Below are 25440 nucleotides of genomic sequence, written 5' to 3'. Positions count from 1 at the left end.
TAGTTAAAAGTACAAGGTTACGGAATAAACAGTCTGTTTTTATTGTCTTTGATCGATGACCAGGGGTGTCTTGCCACTGTGTTTGTTTCGGCTGAACTCGTGTTCGGCACATACTTCAATGTCCACTATTAACAACGCGGCGTTCACGGCATTCGCCACGGCTATGTGTGTCATTAGTTGGTCGTAAACTCGGTCGGCATCAGCATTCACTCGGATCCGTATGCGTTCGACGCCGTTGGCGGTGTGGTCCAGAAGAACTTGAATGGGTAAACCCACACTGTGTTGCAGAGCGGAAGGCGAAATGAATTCCGTGCCAATTCGCACCAGCTTGCCGTGCCGCTGCAACAGCTCGAATCGCGGTGAGTCCAGTCCACAGGGACAGGCGCCGGGTATCCAGCGACCGGTATCTCCTACTTCATATCGACGTACGGTTTGATCTTGCCGGGCGAGGGAAGTAAAGAGCAGGCGACCCATCTCGTTGCTTTGAACCGGTACATCCTGTTCGAGCTGCACGATTTCCAGGTGCTGGATGTCGCTCATCAAGTGAAACACGCCATCCGCTGTAGCCGCGCAGGCATGCCCCAGAGGACCTGCGTCAACGGAGCCATAGAGTGCAGAGCGAATTGTCGAGACCCCACAGCTTTCCATCAGGCGCCGACTGGCCTCTCCCGGATGCTCTCCGCCGAGGAACACTTTGCCGATGCCGGCGTACGCGCGAAGTCGGGCCTGCTCGGTGAAAAACAGACGGTGCAAGGTACTCGGCATGCCGATCAACACGGTGATACGGCGGTCTACGATTAATTCGGCGATTTCGCTGAAGTCATCCTCTTGGGGCGCCCCCATGGGGAAATGCGTAACGCTCATCTGTTCAAGGATTGTGGAAAAACTGAAGAACCCGCCGTACAGGTTGCCACCGTAGAACAGGTTCATGACCCGGTCTTGTGACGGATCTAGCCCCGCAGCGAACATGCCATCCGCCGCCGCGCGCATCTCTCGTTGATAAACGCGATAGCTTAAACCGGCCAGGGCCGGGGTCCCGCTGCTACCTCCGGAGCGGAAATACAACTGTGCCCCGGAGCCAATCGGCTGGGTCGTGAAGGTGTCTTTGTCCATGATCGGATCATTGGCGGTATCGGGCGCGGGTGGAACCGGGTCGAGCGTTGCTCGGCCCGTCGAGACATCAGGGGTCAGACTCACCGAGAGACGGCGACTCAGGCGCGACAGTGCATAGACACCATCGTGGGGCTCACCGGCGTAGCCGTCATGAATCGACGCGCAAGGCGCAATGCGGGTGACGCCGGCGTTGACAAGCGTTCGAACGAGCTCGGGAGTTTCTACCGGGGTGCACATCAGCGCGCAGCTTTGCAACACCGTGCGCCAGGGCAGCAGCGTCTCGGCGATCCGGTGCCGGGGTACTGGCTTCAGCACAATCGTACGAAACAGTGGCGACGGCGCGAGCGTTTGATGGTGCTCCCAGATCACACGCCAACCGAGGCCGCTCCAGACCTGGCCGGTCTGGTTCGTAAAGCAATGTTCCAGCCGCGCCATGGTCGTGCGGGTGGTGATCTCGCAAGCTTCCGGGTCTGTGGGAACCAGCGCTGGCCAATGGGCAGCGCGACGTTTGAAGGCTTCGGCCAGGCGCTCCCCCAGATCCTGCAGGACTGCCGGATCGTTGCTGTCCACCAATACCCATTGCGGGCTGGAACACGCCTGCTGATCGAAACGACAGACTTCATCCACCAACGCATCCATCGTCGAAAGACTCGCCGCGTCGAGCGATAGATAGGCAAAGCTGATCCTGTGCCCCCAGTCGATCCAGCGGCATCCGGCCGGAATCTGCTGTCGAATCGATTTGAGCGCCTTTTCCCCACCCCAGGCTGACACTCCGTCGGCCTGAGCGCAGAGCTGAGGTATGCGAGAGGTGCTCACAGGCAAAACTGCGACGAATTCGGCAAGCCTGCCGCTGATGTCGCAGCGCACAAGGGCGGCCAGCAACTTCGCGGTAAAACCCTCATCACTTGAGCTAGGGCGTAGCCAATTGATGTTACCGGCCAGCAGGCCTTCGATGACTGCGCAGAATGCCAGCATTGGCGCATTGCCCGGTGTGACATGTACCACCAACCCTAAAGGGTGCCAACTTTCGAAACTCGGCTGTTGGTAGTCGATTCGCCTCAGCGAACGAGGGTGCGCGCCCAGTTCCCGCTCCAGCTTTTTGCTCAGATTGCCGGGCTGGCAGAAATCGATAAGCCCCTGACGTTGATCGTCTTCGAGGGACAGATCCAGACTGCGAGTCTGTAATTGTGTGGCAAAACGAGCCGCCGAATCGATGACGGTATCGCTGTCGATCGGCGCAGAAAGCAACTGAGGCAATTGTTTCTGAAGGAGGTCGAGGGCGCTTTCCAGGGTAATGTCGTCACGCAATTGGCCATTGATCAAGTACATATCAAACTCCTTCGAGCAGATCTGAGGCAGCCATGGCACAGCTGCGACTGGCGGTGGTGCCGGCACGTCCATGCAGCTCGAACCAATCGGTCGCCAGGCCGCATCCGCAACTTGCTCCGGGGTGCAATGTCGCCAGATCGCCCATGACCACGGCATGCGCCGGGCTTGACGAAATGTACGGGGAGACGAATTCCAGCAAGCCGCGCTGGCCGTATGGCTGGACAGTGAAATCGGATGGGTTGCGCACGAAAACCTTCGAGTAAACCGGTACATGGAAATGATGGTGGGCACACTGGAGGTAAGGCACGGCATGCTCTACCGCGCCGTAGCCGTCCCGGCAGCGGGACAGGTCGACACCTAATTGCCGATTGATTCGGGCATACAACTCAAGCAACGGTATTTCCTGCGCTGCCTGTGTTTTCCAGCCACCGCCCAGAAGCACAAGTGACTGGGCAGGTAACTTGAGATTCGGCGCAGTGGTGTCTTCCATGTGCTGTAGCGCATGCGAAAGGAACGCTGGAAATCCGAGAATTCGAACGGGTAAGCCGTCGTCGGCAAATTCCTGCAAGGCGCGAATAACACCAAATAGGTCGAACTCGTGACCTTTACGGGTCAGGCGCAATCCGTAGACAACCCGGTTGACGGGCGCATAGCTGCAGAGAAACTGGTCGGTATAAGCGGTGCCCAAGGTGTTGGCGGCCTCGGGTTCGTAGCTCAGGAGCAAGTAATTGCAGGGGCTGTCCGGGGTATCCCAGGTGTAGTGGCGGAAAATGTGGCTCACCATGCCTTGGGCCGCCGCCATGCTGCGAGAGTCATAGCGCATGCGACTCTTCTGGCCGCTGGTACCCGACGATGTCAGCTCCAGCGCGCCTTCCCCGGTGGGGCTGAACAACAGGTGACGTTTGAAATAGTTGGCGAAGATCGGAGGCAGTCTTGACCAGTCATCCAGTGTTTCAAGGTCCCGGGCATCGAGCCCATTGGCGTTTAGCCAGCGTTCGTAACCCGGTGTGTGGTGACAATGAAACAGGCTGATTTCCCCCATCGCCTGGTCGAACAGGCCGTCGGGCACGGAATCCAGGCAATAGGGGTTCGTTAACGCGCAGAGCGCATCGGTGTGGGGTAAATGGATCATCAAAAGACCTACGTTGTGGTGTCAGACGGCAATCGCGATGTGAGAACGCCGCAGAAACAGGCGTAGGGGCGCCAGGCACAGAAGCCCCGCAACACCCGCCATCAGGGCAAAGGATTCGTGGCTATTACCGGCGCCGGCCGCAGCGATAATCGAGCCGCCGCCGCCCATGACGGCGATCGACATCATGCCGATCATCGCCGAGACCAAGCCTTTGCTGTCTTCGCTTGCAAACAGCGCAAGCCGGTACAGCGCGGCATTGCTCATGCCTAGCCCAACGGCGTAAAGCGCCAGGCAGCTGATCAGCACGGCTGTCGAAGCGCCGTAGATGCTGACGGCGACTAGCGCGATGAGACCGCCGCAAAACGGCCAAAGCGCGTATCGAATCAATTGTGGTAATTCAGTGTGGGCAATCAGTCGGTTGAGAATCAGGTTGCCGAGAATGACCGCCGCAAACACCGGGATTTGCCACAGGCCGTACTGCAAAGGTGAAAGTCCCTGGTTTTGGATCAGCAAGAGCGGCGCCAGCCCTATCCACGCAATCAACGGCAGGCTCATCACGCCCAGTGCGACTGTTGCACTCAGGAATCGCGGGTTAGTCAGTAACGCTAGATAGCGGCACACGGTGCTGCGCCATTCAAAACGCACCGCTTCCAGTCGCTGACCGTCGTGGCGCAGAGTGCCCACGGTTTCCGGCATGAACAGGTAAAGCCCAAGCCAGACCATCACGCCGCCCAAACCCAACAGTAAAAACAGCTCCCGCCAGGACAGCCATTCCAGCAGCAGGCTTCCGAGTAACGGCCCCAGAAGCGGGGAGAGCAACGCAACGTTCCCCAGCAACGCCATGATTTTTACCGCGTCGGCTTCGCAGAAAACTTCTTGCAGGGCTGGATAGCTGACCGCAATGACAAACCCCAACCCCATGCCCTGAATCAGTCGCAAGCCGTTGAACGCATAAATGCTTTGCACGTTGAACGCTGCGGCACAGGCCAGCGCGAATGCCGCACAACCGATGAGCAACATCTTGCGACGACCGAAGTGATCAGACAATGGACCAATCAGCCATTGCAGCAGAATGCCGCCGGCCAGATAAAGATTGAAAGCGTAGGGGACATGGTCGGGGCTGGCATCCAATTGTCGGGTAACGGTCAACATGGCCGGCATGATCATGTCGCTGGCCATATACGTCAGAAGTTCGAAAAAAGTGATTGCAAGGCAAAAGCCAGATAAATAATGGGGGCTGATATTGATTAAAGGCTTGTGCATGGCATTCCTGGTTGTTGCGCGAAATTTAATAACGGGCTTTATTGCGAGGCGCCAAGATTAATCATTGAATATGAATAGCTCCAATGAACTATTGAGACTCAACGTTTCAATTTTTTTCGCTATGTTTCGATATCGATAGGTAGGAAGAAGTGAATGTGCATGTACGAAAAAAAACCCGCGACAGGGCGGGCATTTATTCAGAAGTTATTGGATGGGGTAATTAGCTTGCGAATAAAAGTTCAATTATTCATGTTATCGATGCTGATAATAACCCGGCCCGCCACGGTCGTAATGATGACCGCCGTGCCAGCCTCCGTGGGGGAAAATGATGCAGCCGCTCAGGGAAAGTATGGCAAGCAGCGGAATCAGCAGCGTGATTCGACGGAATATTTCAAAATCCTCATGGGGCAATAAAGCCAAATCTCTTGATCGGCTGTAACATGAGACCCCGTTTGTAGCGTCCCATCCCCGGAGAAAGGTAGGGGCTTGGCATGCATCTGGATACAAGTCGGATACATTTTTCAGGTTCAGGAACTCGCAATGACTCAGTCGCAACGTTTGAAATACTCGATTCTGATCTCCCTCGTGGTGTTGGGGATCATGTTCGGCCTTTCGTATCTGCAAAACGCAGGCGTCATCAGCGAGAAGCTGTTTCAGTACATCGCCATCGGTGTGGCGGTCATCGTGGTGGTGATCAATGGCGTGATGCGTCGCAAGGTCAAACCCTGAGCGACGCACCTTGAGCTGATCACTCGCGTTGGAGCATGGCTGCAGCGTGCGGATGCAGGCTGTAGCTTTTGTCCGGGTTGAGCGTGATCACGCCTTCGCTGCACAAGCGTTTCAACACTTCCCGCACACTGAGAAAGGACAGGGGAATATCCAGATCCAGCAAGTGGCTGTGTACGCCGCGCACGCCAAGGCTGTGGTCGCTTTCGGCGGCAGTCAGCAACGCATCGATGACTTTGAGTCGGATCAGACTGGTGCGCAGACCAAAGCTTTTGAGTAGCGACCTGATCCGCTCGTTGCCATTGCGCTCACTCCGTTGACTGAAAACACCGGAGCCCATGGCAGAGCCGTTTGGCGCATTGCTACCGTCCGTTGGCAGTTGCGAGTTGTACATGCAAAAACTCCTTATCCGAGCCGGCCAGGAAATGTGATGGGTGCTCTCAATCTATAAGACGTATGAGCAGGGCAAATAATGAAGCCCCAAATGTAGAAATTTTGTCGCCGTCACGTCAGCGGCCCGTGAGATGGCTGTGAAAAGCGTTTTGCAGGGCCTAAATTTTTGTCATTCGTTTCGTTTCTAGGGGAAGGCGCAGTGCGTGTATGACGCCGGGTGTTTGTCTTTTCGATCAGGAGCGAGCGTGATTATTTCCAGGCAGTTAACCAGGTTGAGCCTTGCGGGTGTGTTTATGGGCTTGAGTCTTGCGGCAAACGCACGCAGTCAGCCAGAGCAGGCGACCGCTGAGATTCGCCGGACCAGTTTCGGCGTGCCGCATATCCGTGCTGACAACGAACGCGGGCTCGGTTATGGCATTGGTTACGCCTACGCTCAGGACAACCTGTGCCTGCTGGCCAATGAGATCACCACCGTAAACGGCGAACGTTCACGGTATTTCGGCCCGGATCAGTTCACTGTCGAAGAGCGCGAAAACCTGGTCAGCGATCTGTTCTTCAATTGGCTGAACGCCCCGCAGGCCGTCTCCGCCTTCTGGCAGGCGCAAACCCCGCCAGTACGCGATCTCATCGAAGGTTATGTGGCGGGCTATAACCGTTCGCTGACAGAACGTCGGGCGCAGGGTTTGCCGCAGCAGTGTCAGGGCGACTGGGTGCGCGAGATTACTGCCCAGGACCTGGTCAAGTTGACGCGGCGTCTGCTGGTCGAAGGCGGAGTAGGGCAGTTTGCCGAAGCCTTGGCCGGCGCGACGCCACCCAAGGCCGTTACTCATGTGGCAGGCGACCCCGTGGCGTTCCAGGCGGCCGCCTCGCGCATGCAGCGTTTTGCCCTGGATCGTGGCAGCAATGCCGTGGCAGTCGGCAGTGAACGTTCTTTCAACGGCCGCGGAATGTTGCTGGCCAATCCGCATTTCCCTTGGGTAGGCGGGATGCGTTTCTATCAAATGCACCTGACCATTCCCGGCAAACTGGACGTCATGGGCGCGGCGCTGCCGGGGCTGCCGATGATCAATATCGGTTTCAGCCAGCACTTGGCGTGGACCCACACCGTGGATTCGTCCAAGCATTTCACCTTGTATCGCCTGCAACTCGACCCCAAGGATTCGACCCGTTACCTGCTCGACGGCAAGTCATTGCCGATGAAGAAACAGACCCTGACCGTGAACGTGAAACAACCGGATGGCCAGACTAAACCGGTCTCTCATGTGGTCTACAGTTCGCAGTTCGGCCCGATCGTGCAATGGCCAGGAAAACTCGACTGGAACAACCAGTTCGCCTACAGCCTGCGCGACGCCAATCTGGAAAACGACCGAGTCTTGCAGCAGTGGTATGCAATGAACCGTGCGGTCAGCCTCAAGGACTTGCAGGCGTCGGTACACAAGATCCAGGGGATCCCGTGGGTCAACACCCTGGCGACGGATGATCAGGGGCAGACGCTGTACATGAACCTCTCGGTCGTGCCGAACGTCAGTGCCGACAAACTGGCCAAGTGCAGTGATCCTCGGGCCGGGTTGCAGATGATCGTTCTCGACGGCTCCAACAGCGCGTGTGCCTGGGACATCGACCCGCAGGCTGCGCAAAAAGGGATATATGCCTCAGACAAATTGCCGCAACTGTTGCGCAAGGATTTCGTGCAGCACTCCAACGATTCGGCCTGGATGGCCAACCCGGCGCAACCGCTCAGCGGTTTTTCGCCCCTGATCAGTCAGGACGGTCAGCCATTGGGGTTGCGCTCACGCTTTGCACTGGATCGCCTGAATACGGTGAACAAGGCCGGCCCTATTGCGGCGGTGGATTTGCAGCACATGGTGATGGACGACCAGGTGTATCAGGCGGCCCAAGTGATGCCGGACCTGCTGCAGTTCTGTGCGGCGGCCCTGGGTTCCGATGCGCCGACGCTCACGCCGCTGTGTGCCAGTCTCAAGGCCTGGGACCGCAGTGCAAATCTGGACAGTGGTCTGGGCTTTGTGCATTTCCAGAATGTCATGGAGTCGCTAGAGGAAACACCTGATCTCTGGCGTGTGGCGTTCGATCCGAAAGACCCGCAACACACCCCGCGTGGCCTGGCGGTCAATCGCCCGGAAGTGGCAAAGGCGGTTCGCGACGCAATGCTGGCGTCGGTAGCGCAGATCAATAAGAGGGGGCTCAAGGCTGATAGTCGCTGGGGTGATATCCAGGTGGCCAGCAGTGGTGGCCAGCAGACGCCGATTCACGGTGGACCTGGCACTCTGGGGGTTTATAACGCCATTCAGAGCGTGTCGAGAACCGACGGTAAACTCGAAGTCGTCAGCGGTACCAGCTATTTGCAGGTGGTGACCTTCGATGACGAGGGACCGCAGGCCCAGGGGCTGCTGGCTTTCTCGCTATCCAGTGACCCGTCCTCGAAGTACTCCAGAGACCAGACCCTGGCATTTTCCAGGAAGCAGTTGAGTGTGATGCCGTTCACCGAGCGGCAGATCACGTCCGATCCGCAGTACCAGGTTCAGACAATCCGCGAGCAGGATGAAAAAGCCGGGAAGGTGGCTGCACAGTAACGCTGAGGGCGCTTGAACCAGGAATGAAGGCCGCACCCCTCAAGGGTCGCGGCCTTCAGCTTTTTGGGGCTTGTTGCGGAATGGAGTTGAGGACCGGATTGCCATCCTTGTTGCGGGTCAGGTAGACCGGCAATACCTTGGGCAAGGAAGCCACCAGGTTGTTGAGTTCTTTGATGTTGTAGATGCCGCCGATGCGAATCGAGCCGGTACGGTGGTCGGCCACCATCACCGGTTTGCTCAAGTAGCGATTGATCAATGGCAGTGCGTCGGCCAGCGCCAGATCATCGAGCACCAGTTTTCCGCTGCGCCACGCCAGTGAGTTGTCATTGTCGTAGGTTTGACTGATACGGGGAGTGAAGTCACCGCGTCTATAGCTCGCCTGCATCGCTGGCTCGAGGCGCAAGCCGTCACCCGCAAGGGCATCATTGCTGCTGACCAGCACCGAACCTTCAATCAGGTTCACGCGTACCTGATCTTCATACATCCAGACGTTGAATTTGGTTCCGGTTACCCGAATCCTGCCTTCGGCCGCTTTGACAATGAAGGGGTGTCGAGTGTCGTGGCTGACGCTGAAGAAGGCTTCGCCTTTTTTCAGCGTGATACGACGCTGGTCCTTGTAATTGCTGAACGTCAGCTCGCTGCCCAGGTTCAGTTCCACCTGACTGCCATCGCTCAGGGTGACCTGACGGACAATATCGCTCGCCTCGAAATGTTGGTACGAATTGGGTAACCAGCCCAGGTTCCATCCGCTATAGGCCGCCAATGGCAGCGCCATGGCGCAAACCGCGGCGGCGATACCGAAGGTGCGCCAAGGCGTTGCAGGTTTGGCGCGAGCCGCCGGTATCACGGTTTCGGGACGTGGCAGGTCCCCCGCGACATCCCAGATCTCCAGCATGGCCTCGTACTCGAACGCGTGAAGCGGATGAGCGTTATGCCATTGCTCGAACGCCAGCCGCTCTTCAGCCGTGCAATCAATGGCGTGAAGACGCATGCACCAATGCGCAGCGGCATCGGTGATTGCGTCATATTGGGCTTGCGAGAGCGGGTTGTCGGTCATTGACTCATCCTGATTTCCTGCATTCTAACCTTGTGAGGAAGTCTGCGAGAACAACCGTCACGGCAATTACCCATCAAACAGGCACTTATTTTTTTTAAACTCACGGGGTACTGCTATACAGTTGACGCCCCAGATGGGTGATTAGCCAAGTAACGCTGTCAGCGTTAGCAAGTTGCACCGCCAGCCTGATCAGTGGATCTTTTTTGAAGGTTGTGCGGGCACCGCTCAGGTTGTCCTCGCCGGTCAAGGTCAAGATATGTTCCTTTATCCGATCGGTATTTTCATCAGTAGTACTGCCCAGGTCCTCCCATTCACCGGCATCAGGGTTCTCGATTTTGAACAGCTGTGTATAAGGCGTCTTGATTGACAGTGCGCTGCCCTGAAGTTCGCTCAAGGCTGTTTTGAGATCAGTGGCGAAAGCACTGGCCGTTCCTATCAGGTCGACGAACGGTCTGCTGGAATCGAGATAAGAAATGTCCTCGGTTTTGGCGGCAATGTGCGAAACCTCATGGATCAGGGTTGCCGCCCGAGCATGAGCGTTGAGGGGGAAGGCGGCATCGGACAGATGTTCGCGGTAGTGGTCGAAATGGGGGAAGAAGAATTTATCTGTCAGGTAAATTTTCCCTTTTACGTCATTTAGAAGGGTGAAGCCGAACGAATTTTCCGCGTGATTGAGCTTGCCGACTACAAAACGCCTGGAGCTCGGCTTTCTGAGTGTGGGGTCCAACAGGGCCGCAAAAATGTCGCCCACGATTTTTTCGAGCTTCTCCACCTGCGCGTCCGACACGGTAGGCACATCGATAAAATCCATGATGAACTGGTGCACGGGCGTGACCGTGCCGTCAGAAGTCTTGAGCAGTTGCAGGTTGCGGCAGCTGTTCCAGGCGTAGGTGGTTGCCAGATCCAGCGCCTCGTCAATCTGACGAGCCTTTCGCGGAAAAATTTGACGGATTTGGGGCATCCCATGTGCTTCTACATTCATGCTTTCCCAAACCGTTACCGCGTTCTGTAAACGGTTGATGAGGCTGAAGCGGGGTGCCGGCTTTTCCCTGTCCAGAACCCATTGTTTCGATTCGTTTTGACGCAGATAAGGGACGCGAGCGGGGGGGGCGGCGATGCGCCAACGGGTGCCGGGTTTTGCGACCGGATACACTTTTCCTTCAACCGGCCCGTAAAGTTGTTTTGTCGTTGGATGAGCGTAGAGCCCAAGCTTGGCGTTGTGTGTCAGCGAACCCAGATCGATGTCGATGCTCTCATGACGCTTCAACTGCGTGCGCTCGGGTGCAGTGATGTCGATGTCCTGCCATTTGAGTCGGGTGTCGAGCGTTTCTGGCGCGGGCGCGCTGGTCGTCGAAGGCTCCTTCACTGGATCCTCCATCGATTGCCGCAACGAGGCCAGTTGTGCAATGCCGCTGATGAACTCTTTTATTGCGGCTCCCCATTTATGTGTTTGAAGGTCTTCGGCGGATTGCTTGATATCGCGGTAACTGCGCCATACCGTGATGGGGTACGCGAGTTTGCCCATGCAAAACGAAAGTGCCGCGTGCAAATCTTCGCCCAACACATGTTTGATGGTCGCCCACTCGCCCTGTTTTCTGTCATCGGACTGACAACCGAGCAATCGGGTCAGCAACGCAGCGTTGTCGCTGAGTAAATGGTTGAACAGGTTCCCCTTGATCGGATTGGATGCCAGTGTGGTCTCGGTGAAGCGATGACCGGTGCTCGACGGCGTGGCTCTGGTAACGCGGTGATCAGTGGTCGCCATCCGAGTTTCCAGGAGTATCCGATCAGGCTGCGGCAGATTCAGGAGTAGCCAGTCGAGCAGCGGTCCGCGGGTCTTCAGTTCTGTTAGCAGTTGTGCTTCATTTTCATATTCTTTCACCCCATGTCGAGGGCTGTGAGGCGCAATAAGCACCTGTGGTGCAGAGCGACCAGCCGTTGAGCCGATCAGATAAACACCGGGTACTTTGATCGTCTGTGCACTCTTGATACCCAGGAACTCAAGCGGGCGGATGATCGCATGGGCACCGGCGACTGCCGCGCGGGCAATGGCGTCTGGCATGTCCATGACTTGCCGGATCAAATCAAACCCCGTCTCGCTCAGACGTTCCTGCAGTTTTTCCACGTGGGCGTAATGCATCAACTGCCAGGGCAACTGTGTGTAAAACCGCTTCCTGCGGCCCGCATTCGCCTGGGTATCTGCCAAGGCGTCGCTCAGTATTTTCTGCTGATGTTCGCCCGGTTTCAGGTCTCGTATCAGGTCTTTGATGTAGCGTTCGCCCATCCTCTCGGGAATCACGGTGGTATCAAGCGATACCAGTTTGAAATGGACCTGAGCCAGATCCTTTAGGTGAGTCAACGCAAAGTCAGTCAGCGTTTGAGTGTTGGCTGCAGATGTCGGGCGGGCACTGATCTGGACCTGGACGTTGTCCGGGTTGATGTCGAAGCCGTCTGCCTTGAGTTGTTTTTCAAGTTCATGGTGTGCCGTGCGTTGCAGTGACCGTATGCCGGTCAGGTAATCCTGGTCGTCTTTAACGTTATTGAGGTATTGCTGAAGCAGCTCGGCATGCAGCGTCAGATCGTTAACGGACGCTTTGGCCAGCCATGCCGGCAGTTTTTGTTGAGTCGTCAGTGACCGCGCAATGTCCATCGCACGGTCGAGCCCTGTCATCGGCTTACGCAGCGCCACGAGATTCAGGAGACGGGTCAGCGGCGTGGTGGAGAGCTTCGTCGCCAGCGCGCTGGTCAGGCACGATTGGTCCAGATGCACAGAGGGTTTTTGTAGATGATCAACAAAATGCCCATCTACCCGCTGCAGGGGCGCCAACGTGTAAGTCTTGCCAGGCAATCGCTCGCTGCGGCCAAGGTTCTCCAGAAGCGTTGAGTGATGGTCGACGTCTGCGAGGCGTCGACCAAGTTCGGTCAGTAACGGTGTCAATGCCTTGAAGGCTTCAAACCCCAACGCGGGCGTCCACAAAATGGCCTTGCCCGAATGCACTGGGTCCAGGCCTCCTCGTTCAGTCAGCACAAAACAACTGGCCAGTTTCAACGGATCCGTAGCATCGCCTGCCTTCAACGCCAGGGAAAATACGTCCGGCAGAAAACCGTTCAACACGCCCCGATGCAAGCGTACCGGCGTATCGAGCACCGTTTTGATGATCGCCTGTTCCGTCACACCCAGCGTGCGGGCAATGGTCTGCAGTTTGAGCTCGCTGCGCAATGCCGTTGACAGGGTGTGGGTGAAACTCGATTGCAAGCCTTCCAGCGACGATCCGACGAAACGATGGGCGTCGCTGATCGTGCGGGTGGCGGCAGGAATGGCGGGGTGGTTTAGAAGGTTTTGTTCAAGCGCAGCGGTGGAGAGCAGTGCCCATTGTTCTTTGACCGATTCGGCGCGCACGGTGGTCGGTTGTGCACTCCAGCGCTGGTCCACGTGTGTACTCCAGCGCCCGTTGGCATCGACGGCCAACAGGCGGTCATCGATCAGTCCCCGAACATCAAGCGCCTTGTCGAGCAATGCATGCGGGTCCAGCGAACCTTCACTTTCGCGGTAGCAGCTCAAGGCGTAAGTCAGGCTCTGCAATTGCTTGTCGAGGATGTCTGCCATCAATTTTTCGAACGCCGGGCCAACGATCGGTTCTCCGATAATCATGCGTTCATCCGGTTCCATTGAAAGCAGCGTACGGCGCTCGTCCAGCGACATGTAATTGAGCAGCGTGTCCTCATGCCCTTCGCTTTTGATCATCGCCAGCACGATTGTTCTGACCGCTGGCAGGTTACTCGTGGCTTCGATACCTCTGGACCGGGTATACAGAAAGCCGAGGGCGTCGCTGCTGCCGATCATCAAGGTGCAGGCCAGTTCCGCGTAGTGCTTGAAGGGCGCGGTGATACGTACTTTTTCGATGCGCAGGGAATCGCTGGAGGCAGGCGCGAGGCTCACATTCATCAAGCGCAGGTATTGCTGCGTGGTTAAAACACCTTGCTGGCGCTTCAATAAAAGATTGACGTGAAAGGAGTCGCGCATGCCCTCTGCAAGAAACGCCGAGGGTGACTGGCCAGCGCGCGTGGGGGAGTTCCAGAACGTTTCCAGCAGGCTGCGCAAGTGAGGTGTAAAGCGTTGCGCGATCTCTATGATTGAGCTTTCCCATGCCTGGTTATCGGCGTCGCTGCTCACGCCGTGTGCAGGATTGGAAAAGACCCTGGAATCACCCGTTGGCCACTGATGGGTCAGGTAGTACTGCAAGAGGACGTCGCTCAGTGGCTGCGAGGAGATCTTGTACCGGTACTCGCTGGGGTCGAAGGTGGAAACCGTGCTGATGAAGCTTTCCAGCCTTGTCCGGCGCTGGTCCAGCCTGGGGAATCGCTTGGCCAACGCAGTCTTGAGGCTTTCGTCCAGCATCGACTGCAGTGTCGGCATCTTGACCAGTTCGGCCATCATCGACTGGATGTTGTGTGTCTGATTGAGTTCGAGTGTGAGCGCCTGGTCCTGGAATACCGCACCTTCGATGGTTGTTGTAGAAATCTCAGGCATAGCGGCTGCCTGCACAGCGTTACGTTGTTCAATGGAAAGATAACGCAGTAATTCCCGTTTTCCGGTCTCCTGCGCCAACCATTCCTTGAGTGTGCTTTTGACGTCGTCCATGTCAGCATATTTGATCAGGCCTTTCCACGGTGTGTAGAGCGTGACTTCTCCATCGTTGGGCCGGCTCATGGCAAACGCACCGGCCAATGGAATGTCCGTCGGGCCCAGAAGCAATCGCTCGACATGCATGGGCTTGGTAGTGGCCATACGGGCTTCATGGGTCGGTAGATAAACACCCATCAACCCGTTCAGGTCATCAAGCGTGAAGCTCAGCGCTTTCTCGCGATCACCGGGCTGTTTGGCATTGGATGCGCGTTCTGCCTCGTCAAAAAAATAAGGCAGTGGAGAAGCAATCATGGTTTTTCCTCAATGTGCTGCGATCAGCGGGTAATCGCCGGCGTTGGATTGAGGAAAAACAGTACGACCAGGGGCAGGCTCGAGTGCGGTACATATTGCTTGATCCGAACAGGCTGTCGAGACTTGACAGGACGCCGGTAAAACAGCGCTTAATCGACAACTGTTTTTGGTTGCCGTGCAACCTCGTTTCACCCTGGTGCCCGTACTCAATAATAAAACTGGAGCTTCAGATGACCGCAACGCCCGAAATGGCCGTCAGTTCGAACACTCAAACGCTCGATTTCGACGCGCTCGTTCTTTTGCTTGAGCAGATTTTCCAGCGTCATGGCACCAGCGCCGATGTCGCCAAAACACTGGCCCTCAACTGCGCCGGCGCCGAGCGCGATGGCGCCCATAGCCACGGCGTGTTTCGTATTCCCGGTTACGTGTCGACGCTCAAGAGCGGCTGGGTCAATGGCCAGGCCGTGCCGGTGGTCGAGGACGTCGCTTCGGGTTTTGTCCGAGTCGACGCCGGCAATGGTTTCGCCCAGCCGGCCTTGGCGGCAGCACGCGCACTGCTGGTTGAAAAGGCCCGCAGTGCCGGCATTGCGGTGCTGGCGATTCGTAATTCCCACCATTTCGCAGCCTTGTGGCCGGATGTCGAGCCCTTCGCTTATGAAGGGCTGGTGGCGCTGAGCGTGGTCAACAGCATGACCTGCGTGGTGCCGCACGGTGCCGATCGCCCGTTGTTCGGGACCAACCCGATTGCGTTCGCCGCCCCTCGCGCTGACGGCGACCCGATAGTCTTCGACCTGGCGACCAGCGCCATTGCCCATGGCGATGTGCAGATCGCCGCACGCAAGGGCGAGCGTTTGCCGCCAGGCATGGGTGTGGACGGTCTCGGCCAGCCGACCCAGGACCCGAAAGCGATTCTGGAGGGCGGCGCGTTGTTGCCGTTTGGCGGGCATAAAGGTTCGGCGCTGTCGATGATGGTCGAGCTGTTGGCAGCGGCGTTGACCGGCGGGAACTTTTCCTTCGAGTTCGATTGGTCGAACCATCCGGGGGCCAAGACGCCGTGGACTGGCCAACTGCTGATCGTGATCGACCCGAGCAAGGCGGCCGGGCAGAGTTTTGCCGAGCGCAGCCAGGAACTGGTCCGGCAGATGCACGGCGTGGGGCTCAAGCGTTTGCCGGGTGATCGACGTCACCAGCAGCGGGCCAAGGCCAGCATCGATGGCATTAAGCTCGATGCTCAGACGTTAGCGAATTTGCGGGAATTGGCCGGGCTCTGAGCTCTGCATAAAACCGGGGCATGAAAAAGGCGAGCGAAAGGCTCGCCTTTTTGCTCAGTACCCATCAAAGCGGTACTGCTTAACGCCGGCCCAGCAACAAACCGACTACCAAGCCAAAACCGGCGGAGATGGCCACGGTTTGCCACGGATGACCACCGATGTAGGTTTCAGTGGCTTCGACCGCAGGTTTGGTCCGGTCACGAACGCTGGTGACAGAGTCCCGGGCCTGCTGAAGTTTCTGGGCGATTTGCCCACGAAGTGTGTCCGCTTCTTCACCGACGAGTGAGGCACTGCTTTTGAGCAGTTTCTCCGACTCTTCGATCAGAGCCTGAAGTTCGCTGAAGGCCTGATCCTTGATTTGATCTTCGGCGACTTGTGCGGCGGTTTTCCGGGCCATTGGGGTACTCCTTGCAGGTAAATGGACAGTGAACAATGGAGTCTGTCGTCAGTGAAAAAGTTGCAGTGAATTTTTCGCGTTGACCCCACCCTGAAGAAAAATCCTGAGTCGGACATTTCCTCCTACAGTGTAAGATGTCGCCTAATTTACGCAGCAGGTAACTCCCATGAGCTTCAATCTGGCCGACAAACCCCTTGCCGAGCGCGCTGCGCTTGAAGATGAGAAATCCCGTCTGTTCGATCTCTGGCAAAGCAACCTGGGCAAGTCCAAGGGCGAGGCCGCACGGTTGTTCGGTGAGCGTGCCAAACGCAAAGGCAAATGGTCCGAGTGGGTCCGTGCCGAACTTGACGGCATGTCGCCCCCGGAATTCGCGAACATGGTGCGCAGCGAGATCAATCGCCTAATGGCTACCAAATAGAACACGCGAAACTCGCGACAATGGCCTCACGCACTTTCAACCCCACCGGGTCGAGCTGCGTGCTGGTGCGCCAGCCCAGTTCGATCGGATAACGCGGCAACGCCAGGGGGCAGGGCAGCAGCGCCAGTCCGCTGAGCGCCGCAATGCTTTGGGCCGCATGGGCCGGAATGGTCGCCACGGCCTGGCTGCCCTTGAGCAAATGCGGCAATGCCGCAAAGTGTGTGGTCGACGCGCATACCCGCCGACTCAACCCCACCGCAGCCAGCCCCTTATCGGTGATCCCGATAAAACCACCCGACGACACCAGAATGTGCTCGCGGGCGACGAATTCCTCAAGATTGATGGTTTGCTGTCCCTCGGCCAGGCTCATCGGGTCTACCAGGCACAGATAGCCTCCTTCTCCCAGCACCTGACGGCTGAGCAAGCGCTCGGCAAATCCGCCTGCGGTAATCGCCAGATCGATGCTGCGTTCCATCAACGCTTGGGCGACGATCTGGCTGTGGGTCTGACGGAAGATCAGCCGCAGCTTCGGCGCGACGCGGGCGATTTCCTCGATCAGCCGGCGACCATAAGCAATTTCGAAATCATCTGACATACCCACGGTGACTGAGCGCCCGTCGTAATGGTGGGCGGCCGGATCGACCATCGCCAGGCTCTGCCGGCATTTGTTCAGGGCATCGCTGACCACCGGTTTCAACTGGTTGGCCTTGAGTGTGGGCGCGAGGCCTCGGCCGGTGCGCACGAATAACTGATCGCCATACACCTCGCGCAGCCTTCGCAGTGCCGCGCTGACCGCCGATTGCGTGACGCCCAGACGCAACGCGGCTCGGCTCGCGCTGGACTCCTCGTGCAGCGCTTCGAAGACTTTGAGCAGGTTGAGATCAACGGCGGCGATATTCATTTGATTCATATCATTCAGCAGCAAACGGGGCTTTATTCATGATCCCGTGGCGCCTGAGAATGAGCAACACCTCATTGCTTTTGGAGTGACTGCGATGCCCAAGTCAATCGTTGCTGCATTGCAAATCGGCGCCTTGCCCGGCGGCAAGGCCGAGACGCTGGAACAGATTCTTGCCTGGGAAAACGCGATTATCGAATCCGGCGCGGCGCTGGTGGTCATGCCCGAAGCCTTGCTCGGCGGTTACCCGAAAGGCGAGGGCTTCGGCACTCAACTGGGTTATCGACTGCCGGAAGGTCGTGAAGCCTTTGCCCGGTATTTTGCCAATGCGATCGACGTGCCAGGCGCGGAAACCGAAGCATTGGCCGGCTTGTCAGCGCGCACCGGCGCCAACCTGGTGATCGGTGTCATCGAGCGCGCCGGTAGCACCTTGTACTGCACCGCGTTGTATTTCGATCCGCAGGCCGGCTTGGTCGCCAAGCACCGCAAATTGATGCCCACCGGCACCGAACGGTTGATCTGGGGCAAAGGCGATGGCTCGACGTTGCCGGTGATCGACAGTCAGGTCGGACGGATCGGCGCGGTGATTTGCTGGGAAAACATGATGCCGCTGCTGCGCACCGCGATGTACGCCAAAGGCGTGGAGGTCTGGTGCGCGCCAACGGTGGACGAGCGGGAAATGTGGCAGGTCAGCATGCGCCATATCGCCCATGAAGGACGTTGCTTCGTGGTCAGCGCCTGTCAGGTCCAGGACTCGCCGCACGCCTTGGGCGTGGAGGTCGCCAACTGGCCGGCGGACCGGCCATTGATTGCCGGCGGCAGCGTGATCGTCGGGCCGATGGGCGACATCCTGGCGGGGCCGCTGCGCGACGGCGCCGGTTTGCTCACCGCAGAAATCGACACCGATGACCTGATCCGCGCCCGCTACGACTACGACGTGGTGGGGCACTACGCGCGCCCGGATGTGTTTGAGTTGTCGGTGGATGAGCGCGCCAAACCGGGTGTCCGCTTCAACGCATAACCCCTGGATCTCTAGGTTGAGTTAACCATTCTTCACGGGTGATTTCCCAGAGGTCTCTGGGGAATCGCCCGCTGACGAAGTCGCCCTCATCGCTGCGGATCAAGCGCATACCGGTACGTTCCGAGAGTTTGCGCGAGCCGATGTTGGGCGCCGCTTTCGGTACCCGCATCACAGACCGGCCGAGGGTTTTGAACCAGTACTCGGTGACGACCGCACTGGCTTCGGTCATCAAGCCCTGGCCTTGCCATTTTGGGCCGAGCCAGAAGCCGCGATTGTTGTCCTGCTCATTCATCAGGCTGACATTGCCAATTAACTGATCGGGCGCGGACTTTAAGCGGATAGACCAATGCCACTCTTTGCCGGCGGCAATCGCCGGCAACGCGATGTCACGCAGATAGGTCAGTGCGCCGTCAGCAGGGTACGGCCAAGGGACGAGGGCGTTCAGGTAACGCACCACTTCCCAGTGCGGGAACTGTTGCTGGATGGCGTCGGCGTCGGCCAATTCCAGTGGACGCAGGATCAAGCGTTCGGTGTAGAGCGTGGGTGTGGCTTCCATGTTCGTTATAGCTCCTTGAGTTGGTCTTACCAGGTGCCGGACGTCGAGGCTGGCAAACTGAGTTTGCCACTGTCCACGAAACGCAGGGTGCCGAACAAGCCACCGGCCAGTTTGCCTCGCAGCACGTAGGGCAGGTTGTTCAGGGTTTGTGTCTGGCTCAGGCCCAGGGTTTGACGCAGCACCGAGAACGCCGAAACGCTCACCGGCACGGTCAGCACGGTTTCGGAGAAGCGTGCAATCGAGCCCGATTGATCGCTGACGCCGGAGGCGAGTGGCTGGCCATTGACCTCCAGGTCCAGGGCCACGCCGTTGTAGTTGATGGTGGTCTCGTTGGGATTTTGCACGCGTATTTTCACGGCAAAACGCACTTCCATGTCCTGGCTTTGCAGCGGTTCGATGCCGACCACGTTGATGTTCAGCGGATCGCGATTGGGGAACAGGGCACAGGCGCTCAGGGAGAGCAAAAGAAGGGAAAGGATAACGGCGTGGACACTGCGCATGGACATGCTCTCTTAAAGAAAAGGCCGAACCACCAGTGGCTCGGCCTCGAGCATTTTCTAGCGGTTCAAGGGTGCGACAGCTGCAGGCGAGACGGGTTCAGTTCAGAGCATGGGAGCGATCATTATCAAACGGGTGCCGCAAACGCCGCCAGCAAATCCTCTTCAAATGCCTTTTGCGCATCCCCCGGCACCTGCGCGCGATGGCGGGCCAGATGGAACGCCACGTCAAAACTCATATCGCCTCGGCGCACGGCCCGCAGCAATCCTTTGTCTTCCCAGCCACGGGCAAAGTGATTGGGTAAATAGCCAACGTGTTTACCGGAAAGAATGAAGGCGAGGGTGCCTTCGACTTGCTCCGAACGCGCCGAACACATCTTTCCCTGGAAGGGTTCGTCGCTGCGCAGGAAACGGTAAGGGTGATCGACTCGATCACACGCCTGTAGCGCGGGATCGTCAGGCGCATCGTTGGTGAACAGCGGATGTCCGGCGGCGCAATACAGGTGCTGGGTTTCGGTAAACAGTTCGCGGTAGTCAAAAGCGCTTTGCACTTGTGAGAAATAGCCGATCGCCAGGTCCAGTCGTTGTTGCAGCAGCAACCGTTCCATTTCACCGGGCATGGCGCTGATCAACTCGATGCGTACTGATTCGTCCCGCTCCCGAAAGCGCCGGATCGCGTCGGCCACCCGTTGCAGCACGGATTGATCAAGCGCTTCGGACAGCCCCAGACGAACCTCGCCGATCAAGCGCCCGGCCACGCCGTTGGATTGATGACGGAACGCTTCGATGGACTCGAACAGGCTGCGAGTCGCGTTGAGCAGTTGTTCGCCCTTGGGCGTGATTTTGAAACCACCCTTGCCGCGACTGCACAGACGATAGCCGAGCCGGGTTTCCAGTTTGGCCATTTGCTGGCTGATGCTCGACTGGCTCAAACCCAATTCACCCTGAGCCGCGCTGAAGCCGCCGCACTCCACCACGTTGACGAACAGGCGCAGCAGTTGCAGATCGAGATCATGGAGTTGGCCGAGCATTAAACATTACTCCTGGATAAAGTCAGGATAACTAACTTGGTATTTTTCCAATGTATCCGACGACGCATTCTGCATCCACTTCCTCTGGTCAGGTGTTTCGTCATGGCTCCCACGTTCAGGCTGTGTTTACCCGCACTGTTTCTCACAATGGCCGTATCAGCCCAGGCCGAGGAAAAAGTCGTCAACCTCTACAGTTGGGCTGATTACGTCGCCCCCGAAACCTTGCAGCGTTTCGAACAGGAAACCGGCATCCATGTGCGGTACGACACCTTCGATTCTTCGGAGGTACTCGAAACCAAGTTGCTCACCGGGGGCAGCGGTTACGACGTGGTCGTGCCGTCTTCCAGTGTGCTGGCCCGCGGACTGGCAGCCGGTGCGTTGAAAGAGATTCCTCACGAAGGTCTCAAGGGTTACGCCAACCTCGATCCGGATTTGCTGGAAAAACTCGCCGTCGTCGATCCCGGCAACCGCTATGGTGTGCCCTACACCTGGGGCACCCTCGGTTTGGGGATGAACGTCGAAGCCGTGAAGCAGCGTTTGCCGAATGTGCCGCTCAACAGCCTGGACCTGCTGTTCAAGCCTGAGTACGCCAGCAAACTGAAAGACTGCGGCATTGCCATTCTCGATTCGCCCCAGGAAGTGGTCGGCCTGGCGCTGCATTACCTGGGTAAAAATCCATACAGCACCGACAAGGCGGATCTGTCAGCCGCCGAAGCGCTGCTGCATCAGCTGCAACCTAATGTGTTGTACGTCGCCACCGGTCGGCAGATCAGCGATCTGGCCAACGGCAGCGTTTGCCTGGCGTTGACCTACAACGGTGACGCCAGTATGGCTGCCGATCAGGCGCGCAAGGCCAACAAACCGTTTGAAGTGGCGTACCGGATTCCGAAAGAGGGCACGCTGGTCTGGCAGGACAACCTGGCGATCCCCAAGGATGCGCCTCATCCTGAAGCTGCCCGCGCCTTTATCGAGTTCATGCTGCGCCCGGAATCCGTCGCGGCATTGACCAACCAACTGTTCTTCGCGACGGCCAACCAGGCGGCAACACCGCTGGTGGATGAGGCAGTGCGCACCGACCCGGACATCTACCCGCTGGCTGACGTACGTAACCGGCTGTACGCCGACCGCAGCATGAGCCTCAAGGACATGCGTCAACGCACTCGCTTGTGGACCACTTTCCGTAGCCGCCAATAAAAAGGAATACCTGATGGACGTCCCGATGCAAAACGATCAGGCCATGACCCGCGACAGCCTCTATGGCACTGCCGCAGAAAGTACCTATGCCGGTATCACCAGTTTCATGCGTCGTCGCTACAGTCGCGACTTGCGCGGCGTTGACGTAGCGGTCAGCGGTGTCCCGTTCGACACCGCCACCAGCAACCGCCCCGGAGCGCGTTTCGGACCACGCGGCATTCGTGCCGCGTCCACCGGGATTGCCTGGGAACGCCACTGGCCGTGGACCTTCGACCCGTTCGACCATCTGGCGGTCATCGACTACGGTGATTGCAACTTCGATTACGGCACACCACAGTCGGTGCCGGAAAGCATCGAAGCCCACGCCGAGCACATTCTCAACGCCGGTAGCGCGATGCTGACGTTCGGCGGGGATCACTTCATCACGTATCCGCTGCTCAAGGCCCATGCGCGTAAACATGGTCCGCTGTCGTTGATTCACTTCGACGCCCACAGCGACACCTGGCCGGATGAAGACGGCAAGCGCGTCGATCACGGCACGATGTTCTGGCACGCGGCCAAGGAAGGGCTGGTGGATCCGTCGCGTTCGGTGCAGATCGGTTTGCGCACCACCAATGACGATCACCAGGGCTTTCAAGTGCTGGATGCGCGGCAAGTGCATCGGCGTGGTGTTGATGCAATTGTCGAAGCGATTCGGGCGAGGGTCGGCGATAATCCGGTTTACCTGACGTTCGACATTGATTGCCTCGACCCGGCATTCGCTCCGGGCACCGGAACGCCGGTGTGTGGCGGCTTGAGCACGGTGCAGGCGCTGGAAATCCTGGGCGGCTTGCGCGGGATTAATCTGGTGGGGATGGACGTCGTGGAAGTGGCGCCGGCCTACGACAGCGCGGACATTACCTCACTGGCGGCAGCGACGTTGGCGATGGAAATGCTGTGTTTGTATGCGGCTAGACATAAGGTCGACCGGTAACACAGATTTACGGTGACTTTGCTGACGCCTTCGCGGGCAAGCCTCGCTCCTACCAAGGTTTCAGGGCCGGTATACCGTGTCATCGACCCGGTAATGGTTTCAGTCTCGATGAAATTGCCGCCAGCTTCCAGGTAGCCATCAAAAATGCGTTTTGGCTTCGTCGCGTTCGGCGGCGTGGCCAGTTCCGAGACCCGCAAGCCAGTTTTTTGGCCGAAGACTTTGTAATGCATGGGATGACTCCTGAAGGAAAAGACGTTGGGGTCGAATATAAGTGTCTAGAAGGGCCGACCACCGGTCCCATCGCTACTGCCACTATCTGACAGGGTGCTCTGCTAAGCTCCGACAACTTTTCCGGACAGAGCCTGCCGATCGTGTCGCGTACCACTCGTTTACTGACCTTGTTGCAAGTGCTGCGCGGCAAAAGTCGTCCGGTGACCGCGGCGACGCTTGCCGGCGAATTGGAGATTTCCGAGCGCACGCTGTACCGCGACATCGCTGAGCTCACCGCACTCGGCGCACCGATTTACGGTGAAGCGGGAATCGGCTACGTGCTGCGCAACGGTTTGTTTCTGCCGCCGTTGATGCTCAACGCCGATGAAACCGAAGCCATCGTGCTGGGCTTGCGCTATGTGGATCAGCGCGGGGATGAGGTATTGAGCAAGGCCGCGGCGGATGCGCTGGCCAAGATTGCCGCGGTATTGGCGCCTGAAGCGCTCGACGCATTACGCAACCCGACAGTCCTGCCGGGCCCGCCCGGTTATGGCTTTGCGCCCAACGCGGTGCCACTGACGGTATTTCGCCAGGCCATCCGCGATCAGGCCAAGCTGCACATCGACTACGCGGACGCCCATCAGGTGCCGAGTCAGCGGCTGATCTGGCCGCTGGCCCTGGGGTTTCTAAACGAGGTGCGAATCATCGTCGCCTGGTGTGAGCTGCGCAGCGCTTATCGCACCTTTCGCACCGACCGGATCTCGGTCGCCAGTGCGCAGGGCGAGCGGTATCCGGGGCGGCGCAGCGACCTGTTGCGGATCTGGCGCAAGCAGATGCAACTGGATGAAGCCGGGCGTTTCACTCCTGACAAGAACTGACACAGGCCTGTTTTAGCATGGCGCCAGAATCAATAAACAAGGAGCCGTAAACATGCCCAATCCAGACGCTTCACTGGCACCCGCCATCGCTGCCTATATTGCTGCGGCCAACGCCCGAGACACCTCGCGCGTCGCCAGTTTTTTCGCTGAGGATGCCAATGTGTTCGATGAAGGTCAGCATCAGGTCGGCACTCACGCCATCGCGCAATGGATGCAAGACACCGCTCAGCGTTACCAGCCACGGGTTGAAGTGCTTGACGTGCAACTGCGCACCGGCAAAGTGCTGGTGCATAACCTGATCTCCGGGACGTTTCCTGGCAGCCCTCTGGAATTGCGCTACATGTTTCGCCTGAACGAACAGGGCAAGATCGCCCGGCTAGACATCTCTCTCTGACCAGATCGCGTGGCATACTGCCGCGCATGAATAACGACTCTCCCTTAAGCGCCTGGCAACACGCCATCGAACAGAAGGGCTTCGTCCAGGACGAAGCTCAGGAACATGCCGTCTGGGCGCTGCAAAAATGCTACGAAGCGCTGCATGAAGGGCGCACGCCGGTCACTGGCGTGTACCTCTGGGGGCCGGTCGGGCGGGGCAAAACCTGGTTGATGGACCAGTTTTACCAAAGCCTGAAGGTCCCGGCTCGTCGCCAACACTTTCACCACTTTATGGGCTGGGTGCATCAGCGTTCGTTTCAGCTGACCGGCACCGCCGACCCGTTGAAGGCACTGGCTCGCGAACTGAGCGAGGAAGTACGGGTACTGTGCTTCGACGAACTGTTCGTCAACGACATCGGCGACGCCATCATTCTTGGGCGATTGTTTCAGGTGATGTTCGAGCAGGGCGTGGTGGTGGTTTGCACCTCCAATCAGCCCCCGGATCAACTGTACGCCGAGGGCTTCAACCGCGACCGGTTCGTGCCCGCCATCGAGGCCATCAAGAAACATATGCAGGTGATTGCGGTGGACGGTGGTGAAGATCATCGTCTGCACCCCGGCATAGGTCTGCAACGCTACTGGGTGGCCGCACCGGGACAGCCCAGTGCGCTGGGTGAAGTATTCAAGGCATTGACCGTCGGCCAGTCGGTGTCCAGTGACCCGATCAAGGTTGGTTACCGCTCACTCAATGTCGTGCAAGCCAGTGAAACTGTGCTCTGGAGTCGTTACGCCGATCTCTGTGAACAGCCTTTTGCGGCCATGGATTTCATCGCCCTGTGCGACACCTTCAGCGCTATTCTGTTGAGTGACGTGCCCAACCTCAGCGCGCAAAAGCGCGAAGGGCGCATCGCCCGGGGCACTGAAGACGGCGTCTCGCGAGTGGAGGCGGGCGATCGCGAGTTGCCGCAATTGTCGGCGCATGACGACGGTGTACGACGTTTCATCGCCCTGGTGGACGAGTGCTACGACCGCAAGGTGCCGCTGTGCCTCGAAGCGCAGGTGCCCATGGAGTCGCTCTACACCGAGGGTTATCTGGAATTTCCATTCCGTCGCACCCTCAGCCGCCTACAGGAAATGCAGCTGCAACGTTTCGCCGAAGCTTGAACCCAAGGAGCCGC

22 protein-coding genes and 1 pseudogene are annotated in these 25440 nt (G+C 58.1%); 11 read left to right on the top strand and 12 right to left on the bottom strand.

The window, feature by feature from the left end:
• Positions 1–39: 39 nt before the first annotated feature.
• Genes ACYZT0_RS12175 through ACYZT0_RS12165 form a run of 3 tightly spaced genes read right to left on the bottom strand, consistent with a single transcriptional unit; the run spans position 40 to position 4837 of the window.
• The gene (locus tag ACYZT0_RS12175; RefSeq protein WP_462046039.1) at positions 40–2442 is read right to left on the bottom strand and encodes an acyl-CoA reductase; all 2403 of its coding nucleotides are present in this window, start codon (positions 2440–2442) and stop codon (positions 40–42) included.
• A 1-nt stretch (position 2443) separates the two neighbouring features.
• Entirely contained in the window at positions 2444–3574 is a 1131-nt protein-coding gene (locus ACYZT0_RS12170; RefSeq protein WP_462046038.1) for a LuxE/PaaK family acyltransferase, read from the bottom strand.
• A gap of 21 nt (positions 3575–3595) precedes the next feature.
• On the bottom strand, positions 3596–4837 hold the full coding sequence (locus ACYZT0_RS12165; RefSeq protein ID WP_462046037.1) for an MFS transporter: 1242 nt from the start codon (positions 4835–4837) through the stop codon (positions 3596–3598).
• Positions 4838–4996: 159 nt separating this feature from the next.
• Between ACYZT0_RS12165 and ACYZT0_RS12160 the strand changes: the two genes are divergently transcribed.
• Both ACYZT0_RS12160 and ACYZT0_RS12155 read left to right on the top strand, forming a co-directional pair.
• Positions 4997–5251 (top strand): hypothetical protein, encoded by a 255-nt coding sequence (locus ACYZT0_RS12160; RefSeq protein ID WP_462046665.1) that lies wholly within the window; start codon positions 4997–4999, stop codon positions 5249–5251.
• Positions 5252–5377: 126 nt separating this feature from the next.
• On the top strand, positions 5378–5566 hold the full coding sequence (locus ACYZT0_RS12155) for a hypothetical protein (RefSeq protein WP_008024801.1): 189 nt from the start codon (positions 5378–5380) through the stop codon (positions 5564–5566).
• A gap of 19 nt (positions 5567–5585) precedes the next feature.
• On the opposite strand, the gene ACYZT0_RS12150 is transcribed toward ACYZT0_RS12155, so the two are convergent.
• Positions 5586–5957 (bottom strand): fe2+ zn2+ uptake regulation protein, encoded by a 372-nt coding sequence (locus ACYZT0_RS12150; RefSeq protein WP_462046036.1) that lies wholly within the window; start codon positions 5955–5957, stop codon positions 5586–5588.
• 244 nt (positions 5958–6201) lie between these two features.
• Between ACYZT0_RS12150 and pvdQ the strand changes: the two genes are divergently transcribed.
• Positions 6202–8547, top strand: coding sequence for a bifunctional acylase PvdQ (gene pvdQ, locus ACYZT0_RS12145; protein WP_462046035.1), 2346 nt, complete (start codon positions 6202–6204; stop codon positions 8545–8547).
• A gap of 55 nt (positions 8548–8602) precedes the next feature.
• On the opposite strand, the gene ACYZT0_RS12140 is transcribed toward pvdQ, so the two are convergent.
• Together ACYZT0_RS12140 and ACYZT0_RS12135 are read right to left on the bottom strand one after the other, a co-directional pair.
• Positions 8603–9604, bottom strand: a complete 1002-nt coding sequence (locus ACYZT0_RS12140) for a FecR family protein (protein ID WP_462046034.1) — start codon at positions 9602–9604, stop codon at positions 8603–8605.
• Between the two features lie 100 nt (positions 9605–9704).
• Positions 9705–14543 carry a dermonecrotic toxin domain-containing protein gene (locus tag ACYZT0_RS12135; RefSeq protein WP_462046033.1) on the bottom strand — a complete coding sequence of 1613 codons (4839 nt, stop codon included), beginning with the start codon at positions 14541–14543 and terminating at the stop codon, positions 9705–9707.
• Between the two features lie 230 nt (positions 14544–14773).
• Between ACYZT0_RS12135 and ACYZT0_RS12130 the strand changes: the two genes are divergently transcribed.
• Complete coding sequence (locus tag ACYZT0_RS12130) at positions 14774–15814, top strand: Ldh family oxidoreductase (protein WP_462046032.1); 1041 nt, start codon at positions 14774–14776, stop codon at positions 15812–15814.
• 79 nt (positions 15815–15893) lie between these two features.
• On the opposite strand, the gene ACYZT0_RS12125 is transcribed toward ACYZT0_RS12130, so the two are convergent.
• Complete coding sequence (locus tag ACYZT0_RS12125; RefSeq protein ID WP_123364977.1) at positions 15894–16211, bottom strand: ElaB/YgaM/YqjD family protein; 318 nt, start codon at positions 16209–16211, stop codon at positions 15894–15896.
• Between the two features lie 166 nt (positions 16212–16377).
• Here ACYZT0_RS12125 and ACYZT0_RS12120 point away from each other — a divergent pair, with 166 nt between their 5' ends.
• Entirely contained in the window at positions 16378–16629 is a 252-nt protein-coding gene (locus ACYZT0_RS12120; RefSeq protein ID WP_462046031.1) for a hypothetical protein, read from the top strand.
• Here ACYZT0_RS12120 and ACYZT0_RS12115 read toward each other — a convergent pair.
• Entirely contained in the window at positions 16619–17539 is a 921-nt protein-coding gene (locus ACYZT0_RS12115) for a LysR family transcriptional regulator (protein ID WP_462046030.1), read from the bottom strand. The two genes, ACYZT0_RS12120 and ACYZT0_RS12115, sit on opposite strands and share 11 nt — an antisense overlap.
• 85 nt (positions 17540–17624) lie before the next feature.
• Between ACYZT0_RS12115 and ACYZT0_RS12110 the strand changes: the two genes are divergently transcribed.
• Complete coding sequence (locus ACYZT0_RS12110) at positions 17625–18548, top strand: carbon-nitrogen hydrolase family protein (protein ID WP_462046029.1); 924 nt, start codon at positions 17625–17627, stop codon at positions 18546–18548.
• On the opposite strand, the gene ACYZT0_RS12105 is transcribed toward ACYZT0_RS12110, so the two are convergent.
• The 3 genes from ACYZT0_RS12105 to ACYZT0_RS12095 all read right to left on the bottom strand — a co-directional run bounded on the left by ACYZT0_RS12105 (position 18538) and on the right by ACYZT0_RS12095 (position 20632).
• Entirely contained in the window at positions 18538–19104 is a 567-nt protein-coding gene (locus ACYZT0_RS12105) for a GNAT family N-acetyltransferase (RefSeq protein WP_462046028.1), read from the bottom strand. The genes ACYZT0_RS12110 and ACYZT0_RS12105 overlap by 11 nt on opposite strands.
• 26 nt (positions 19105–19130) lie before the next feature.
• A complete protein-coding gene (locus ACYZT0_RS12100; protein WP_462046027.1) occupies positions 19131–19604 on the bottom strand; it encodes an LEA/WHy family protein in 474 nt (157 codons plus the stop codon).
• A 125-nt stretch (positions 19605–19729) separates the two neighbouring features.
• Positions 19730–20632, bottom strand: coding sequence for a LysR family transcriptional regulator (locus tag ACYZT0_RS12095; protein WP_462046026.1), 903 nt, complete (start codon positions 20630–20632; stop codon positions 19730–19732).
• Between the two features lie 102 nt (positions 20633–20734).
• Between ACYZT0_RS12095 and ACYZT0_RS12090 the strand changes: the two genes are divergently transcribed.
• Together ACYZT0_RS12090 and speB are read left to right on the top strand one after the other, a co-directional pair.
• A complete protein-coding gene (locus ACYZT0_RS12090) occupies positions 20735–21826 on the top strand; it encodes a polyamine ABC transporter substrate-binding protein (RefSeq protein WP_462046025.1) in 1092 nt (363 codons plus the stop codon).
• Between the two features lie 13 nt (positions 21827–21839).
• Entirely contained in the window at positions 21840–22799 is a 960-nt protein-coding gene (gene speB / locus ACYZT0_RS12085; protein WP_462046024.1) for an agmatinase, read from the top strand.
• Positions 22800–22900: 101 nt separating this feature from the next.
• Here speB and ACYZT0_RS12080 read toward each other — a convergent pair.
• Positions 22901–23029 (bottom strand): annotated as a pseudogene (locus ACYZT0_RS12080) (aldo/keto reductase); the annotation flags it as partial.
• Between the two features lie 141 nt (positions 23030–23170).
• On the opposite strand from ACYZT0_RS12080, the gene ACYZT0_RS12075 reads away from it, so the two are divergent.
• From ACYZT0_RS12075 to zapE, 3 genes are read left to right on the top strand one after another with little or no spacing between them, the layout of a single operon-like run.
• On the top strand, positions 23171–23887 hold the full coding sequence (locus ACYZT0_RS12075; RefSeq protein ID WP_462046023.1) for a helix-turn-helix transcriptional regulator: 717 nt from the start codon (positions 23171–23173) through the stop codon (positions 23885–23887).
• A 52-nt stretch (positions 23888–23939) separates the two neighbouring features.
• Positions 23940–24281 (top strand): nuclear transport factor 2 family protein, encoded by a 342-nt coding sequence (locus ACYZT0_RS12070; protein WP_282379422.1) that lies wholly within the window; start codon positions 23940–23942, stop codon positions 24279–24281.
• Between the two features lie 26 nt (positions 24282–24307).
• Positions 24308–25426 (top strand): cell division protein ZapE, encoded by a 1119-nt coding sequence (zapE, locus tag ACYZT0_RS12065; protein WP_462046022.1) that lies wholly within the window; start codon positions 24308–24310, stop codon positions 25424–25426.
• The last annotated feature ends 14 nt before the right edge of the window (positions 25427–25440 follow it).

The sequence above is a fragment of the Pseudomonas sp. ZS1P83 genome (assembly GCF_054897825.1).
The sequence above is the reverse complement of the archived record's forward strand: the minus strand, read 5'-3'. Positions and strand labels throughout refer to the sequence as shown.

Coding starts and splice junctions, on each gene's coding strand:
- ACYZT0_RS12175 (WP_462046039.1), bottom strand. CDS start 2,442: ATGTACTTGATCAATGGCCAATTGCGTGACGACATTACCCTGGAAAGC.
- ACYZT0_RS12170 (WP_462046038.1), bottom strand. CDS start 3,574: ATGATCCATTTACCCCACACCGATGCGCTCTGCGCGTTAACGAACCCC.
- ACYZT0_RS12165 (WP_462046037.1), bottom strand. CDS start 4,837: ATGCACAAGCCTTTAATCAATATCAGCCCCCATTATTTATCTGGCTTT.
- ACYZT0_RS12160 (WP_462046665.1), top strand. CDS start 4,997: ATGTACGAAAAAAAACCCGCGACAGGGCGGGCATTTATTCAGAAGTTA.
- ACYZT0_RS12155 (WP_008024801.1), top strand. CDS start 5,378: ATGACTCAGTCGCAACGTTTGAAATACTCGATTCTGATCTCCCTCGTG.
- ACYZT0_RS12150 (WP_462046036.1), bottom strand. CDS start 5,957: ATGTACAACTCGCAACTGCCAACGGACGGTAGCAATGCGCCAAACGGC.
- ACYZT0_RS12140 (WP_462046034.1), bottom strand. CDS start 9,604: ATGACCGACAACCCGCTCTCGCAAGCCCAATATGACGCAATCACCGAT.
- ACYZT0_RS12135 (WP_462046033.1), bottom strand. CDS start 14,543: ATGATTGCTTCTCCACTGCCTTATTTTTTTGACGAGGCAGAACGCGCA.
- ACYZT0_RS12130 (WP_462046032.1), top strand. CDS start 14,774: ATGACCGCAACGCCCGAAATGGCCGTCAGTTCGAACACTCAAACGCTC.
- ACYZT0_RS12125 (WP_123364977.1), bottom strand. CDS start 16,211: ATGGCCCGGAAAACCGCCGCACAAGTCGCCGAAGATCAAATCAAGGAT.
- ACYZT0_RS12120 (WP_462046031.1), top strand. CDS start 16,378: ATGAGCTTCAATCTGGCCGACAAACCCCTTGCCGAGCGCGCTGCGCTT.
- ACYZT0_RS12115 (WP_462046030.1), bottom strand. CDS start 17,539: ATGAATCAAATGAATATCGCCGCCGTTGATCTCAACCTGCTCAAAGTC.
- ACYZT0_RS12110 (WP_462046029.1), top strand. CDS start 17,625: ATGCCCAAGTCAATCGTTGCTGCATTGCAAATCGGCGCCTTGCCCGGC.
- ACYZT0_RS12105 (WP_462046028.1), bottom strand. CDS start 19,104: ATGGAAGCCACACCCACGCTCTACACCGAACGCTTGATCCTGCGTCCA.
- ACYZT0_RS12100 (WP_462046027.1), bottom strand. CDS start 19,604: ATGCGCAGTGTCCACGCCGTTATCCTTTCCCTTCTTTTGCTCTCCCTG.
- ACYZT0_RS12095 (WP_462046026.1), bottom strand. CDS start 20,632: ATGCTCGGCCAACTCCATGATCTCGATCTGCAACTGCTGCGCCTGTTC.
- ACYZT0_RS12090 (WP_462046025.1), top strand. CDS start 20,735: ATGGCTCCCACGTTCAGGCTGTGTTTACCCGCACTGTTTCTCACAATG.
- speB (WP_462046024.1), top strand. CDS start 21,840: ATGGACGTCCCGATGCAAAACGATCAGGCCATGACCCGCGACAGCCTC.
- ACYZT0_RS12070 (WP_282379422.1), top strand. CDS start 23,940: ATGCCCAATCCAGACGCTTCACTGGCACCCGCCATCGCTGCCTATATT.
- zapE (WP_462046022.1), top strand. CDS start 24,308: ATGAATAACGACTCTCCCTTAAGCGCCTGGCAACACGCCATCGAACAG.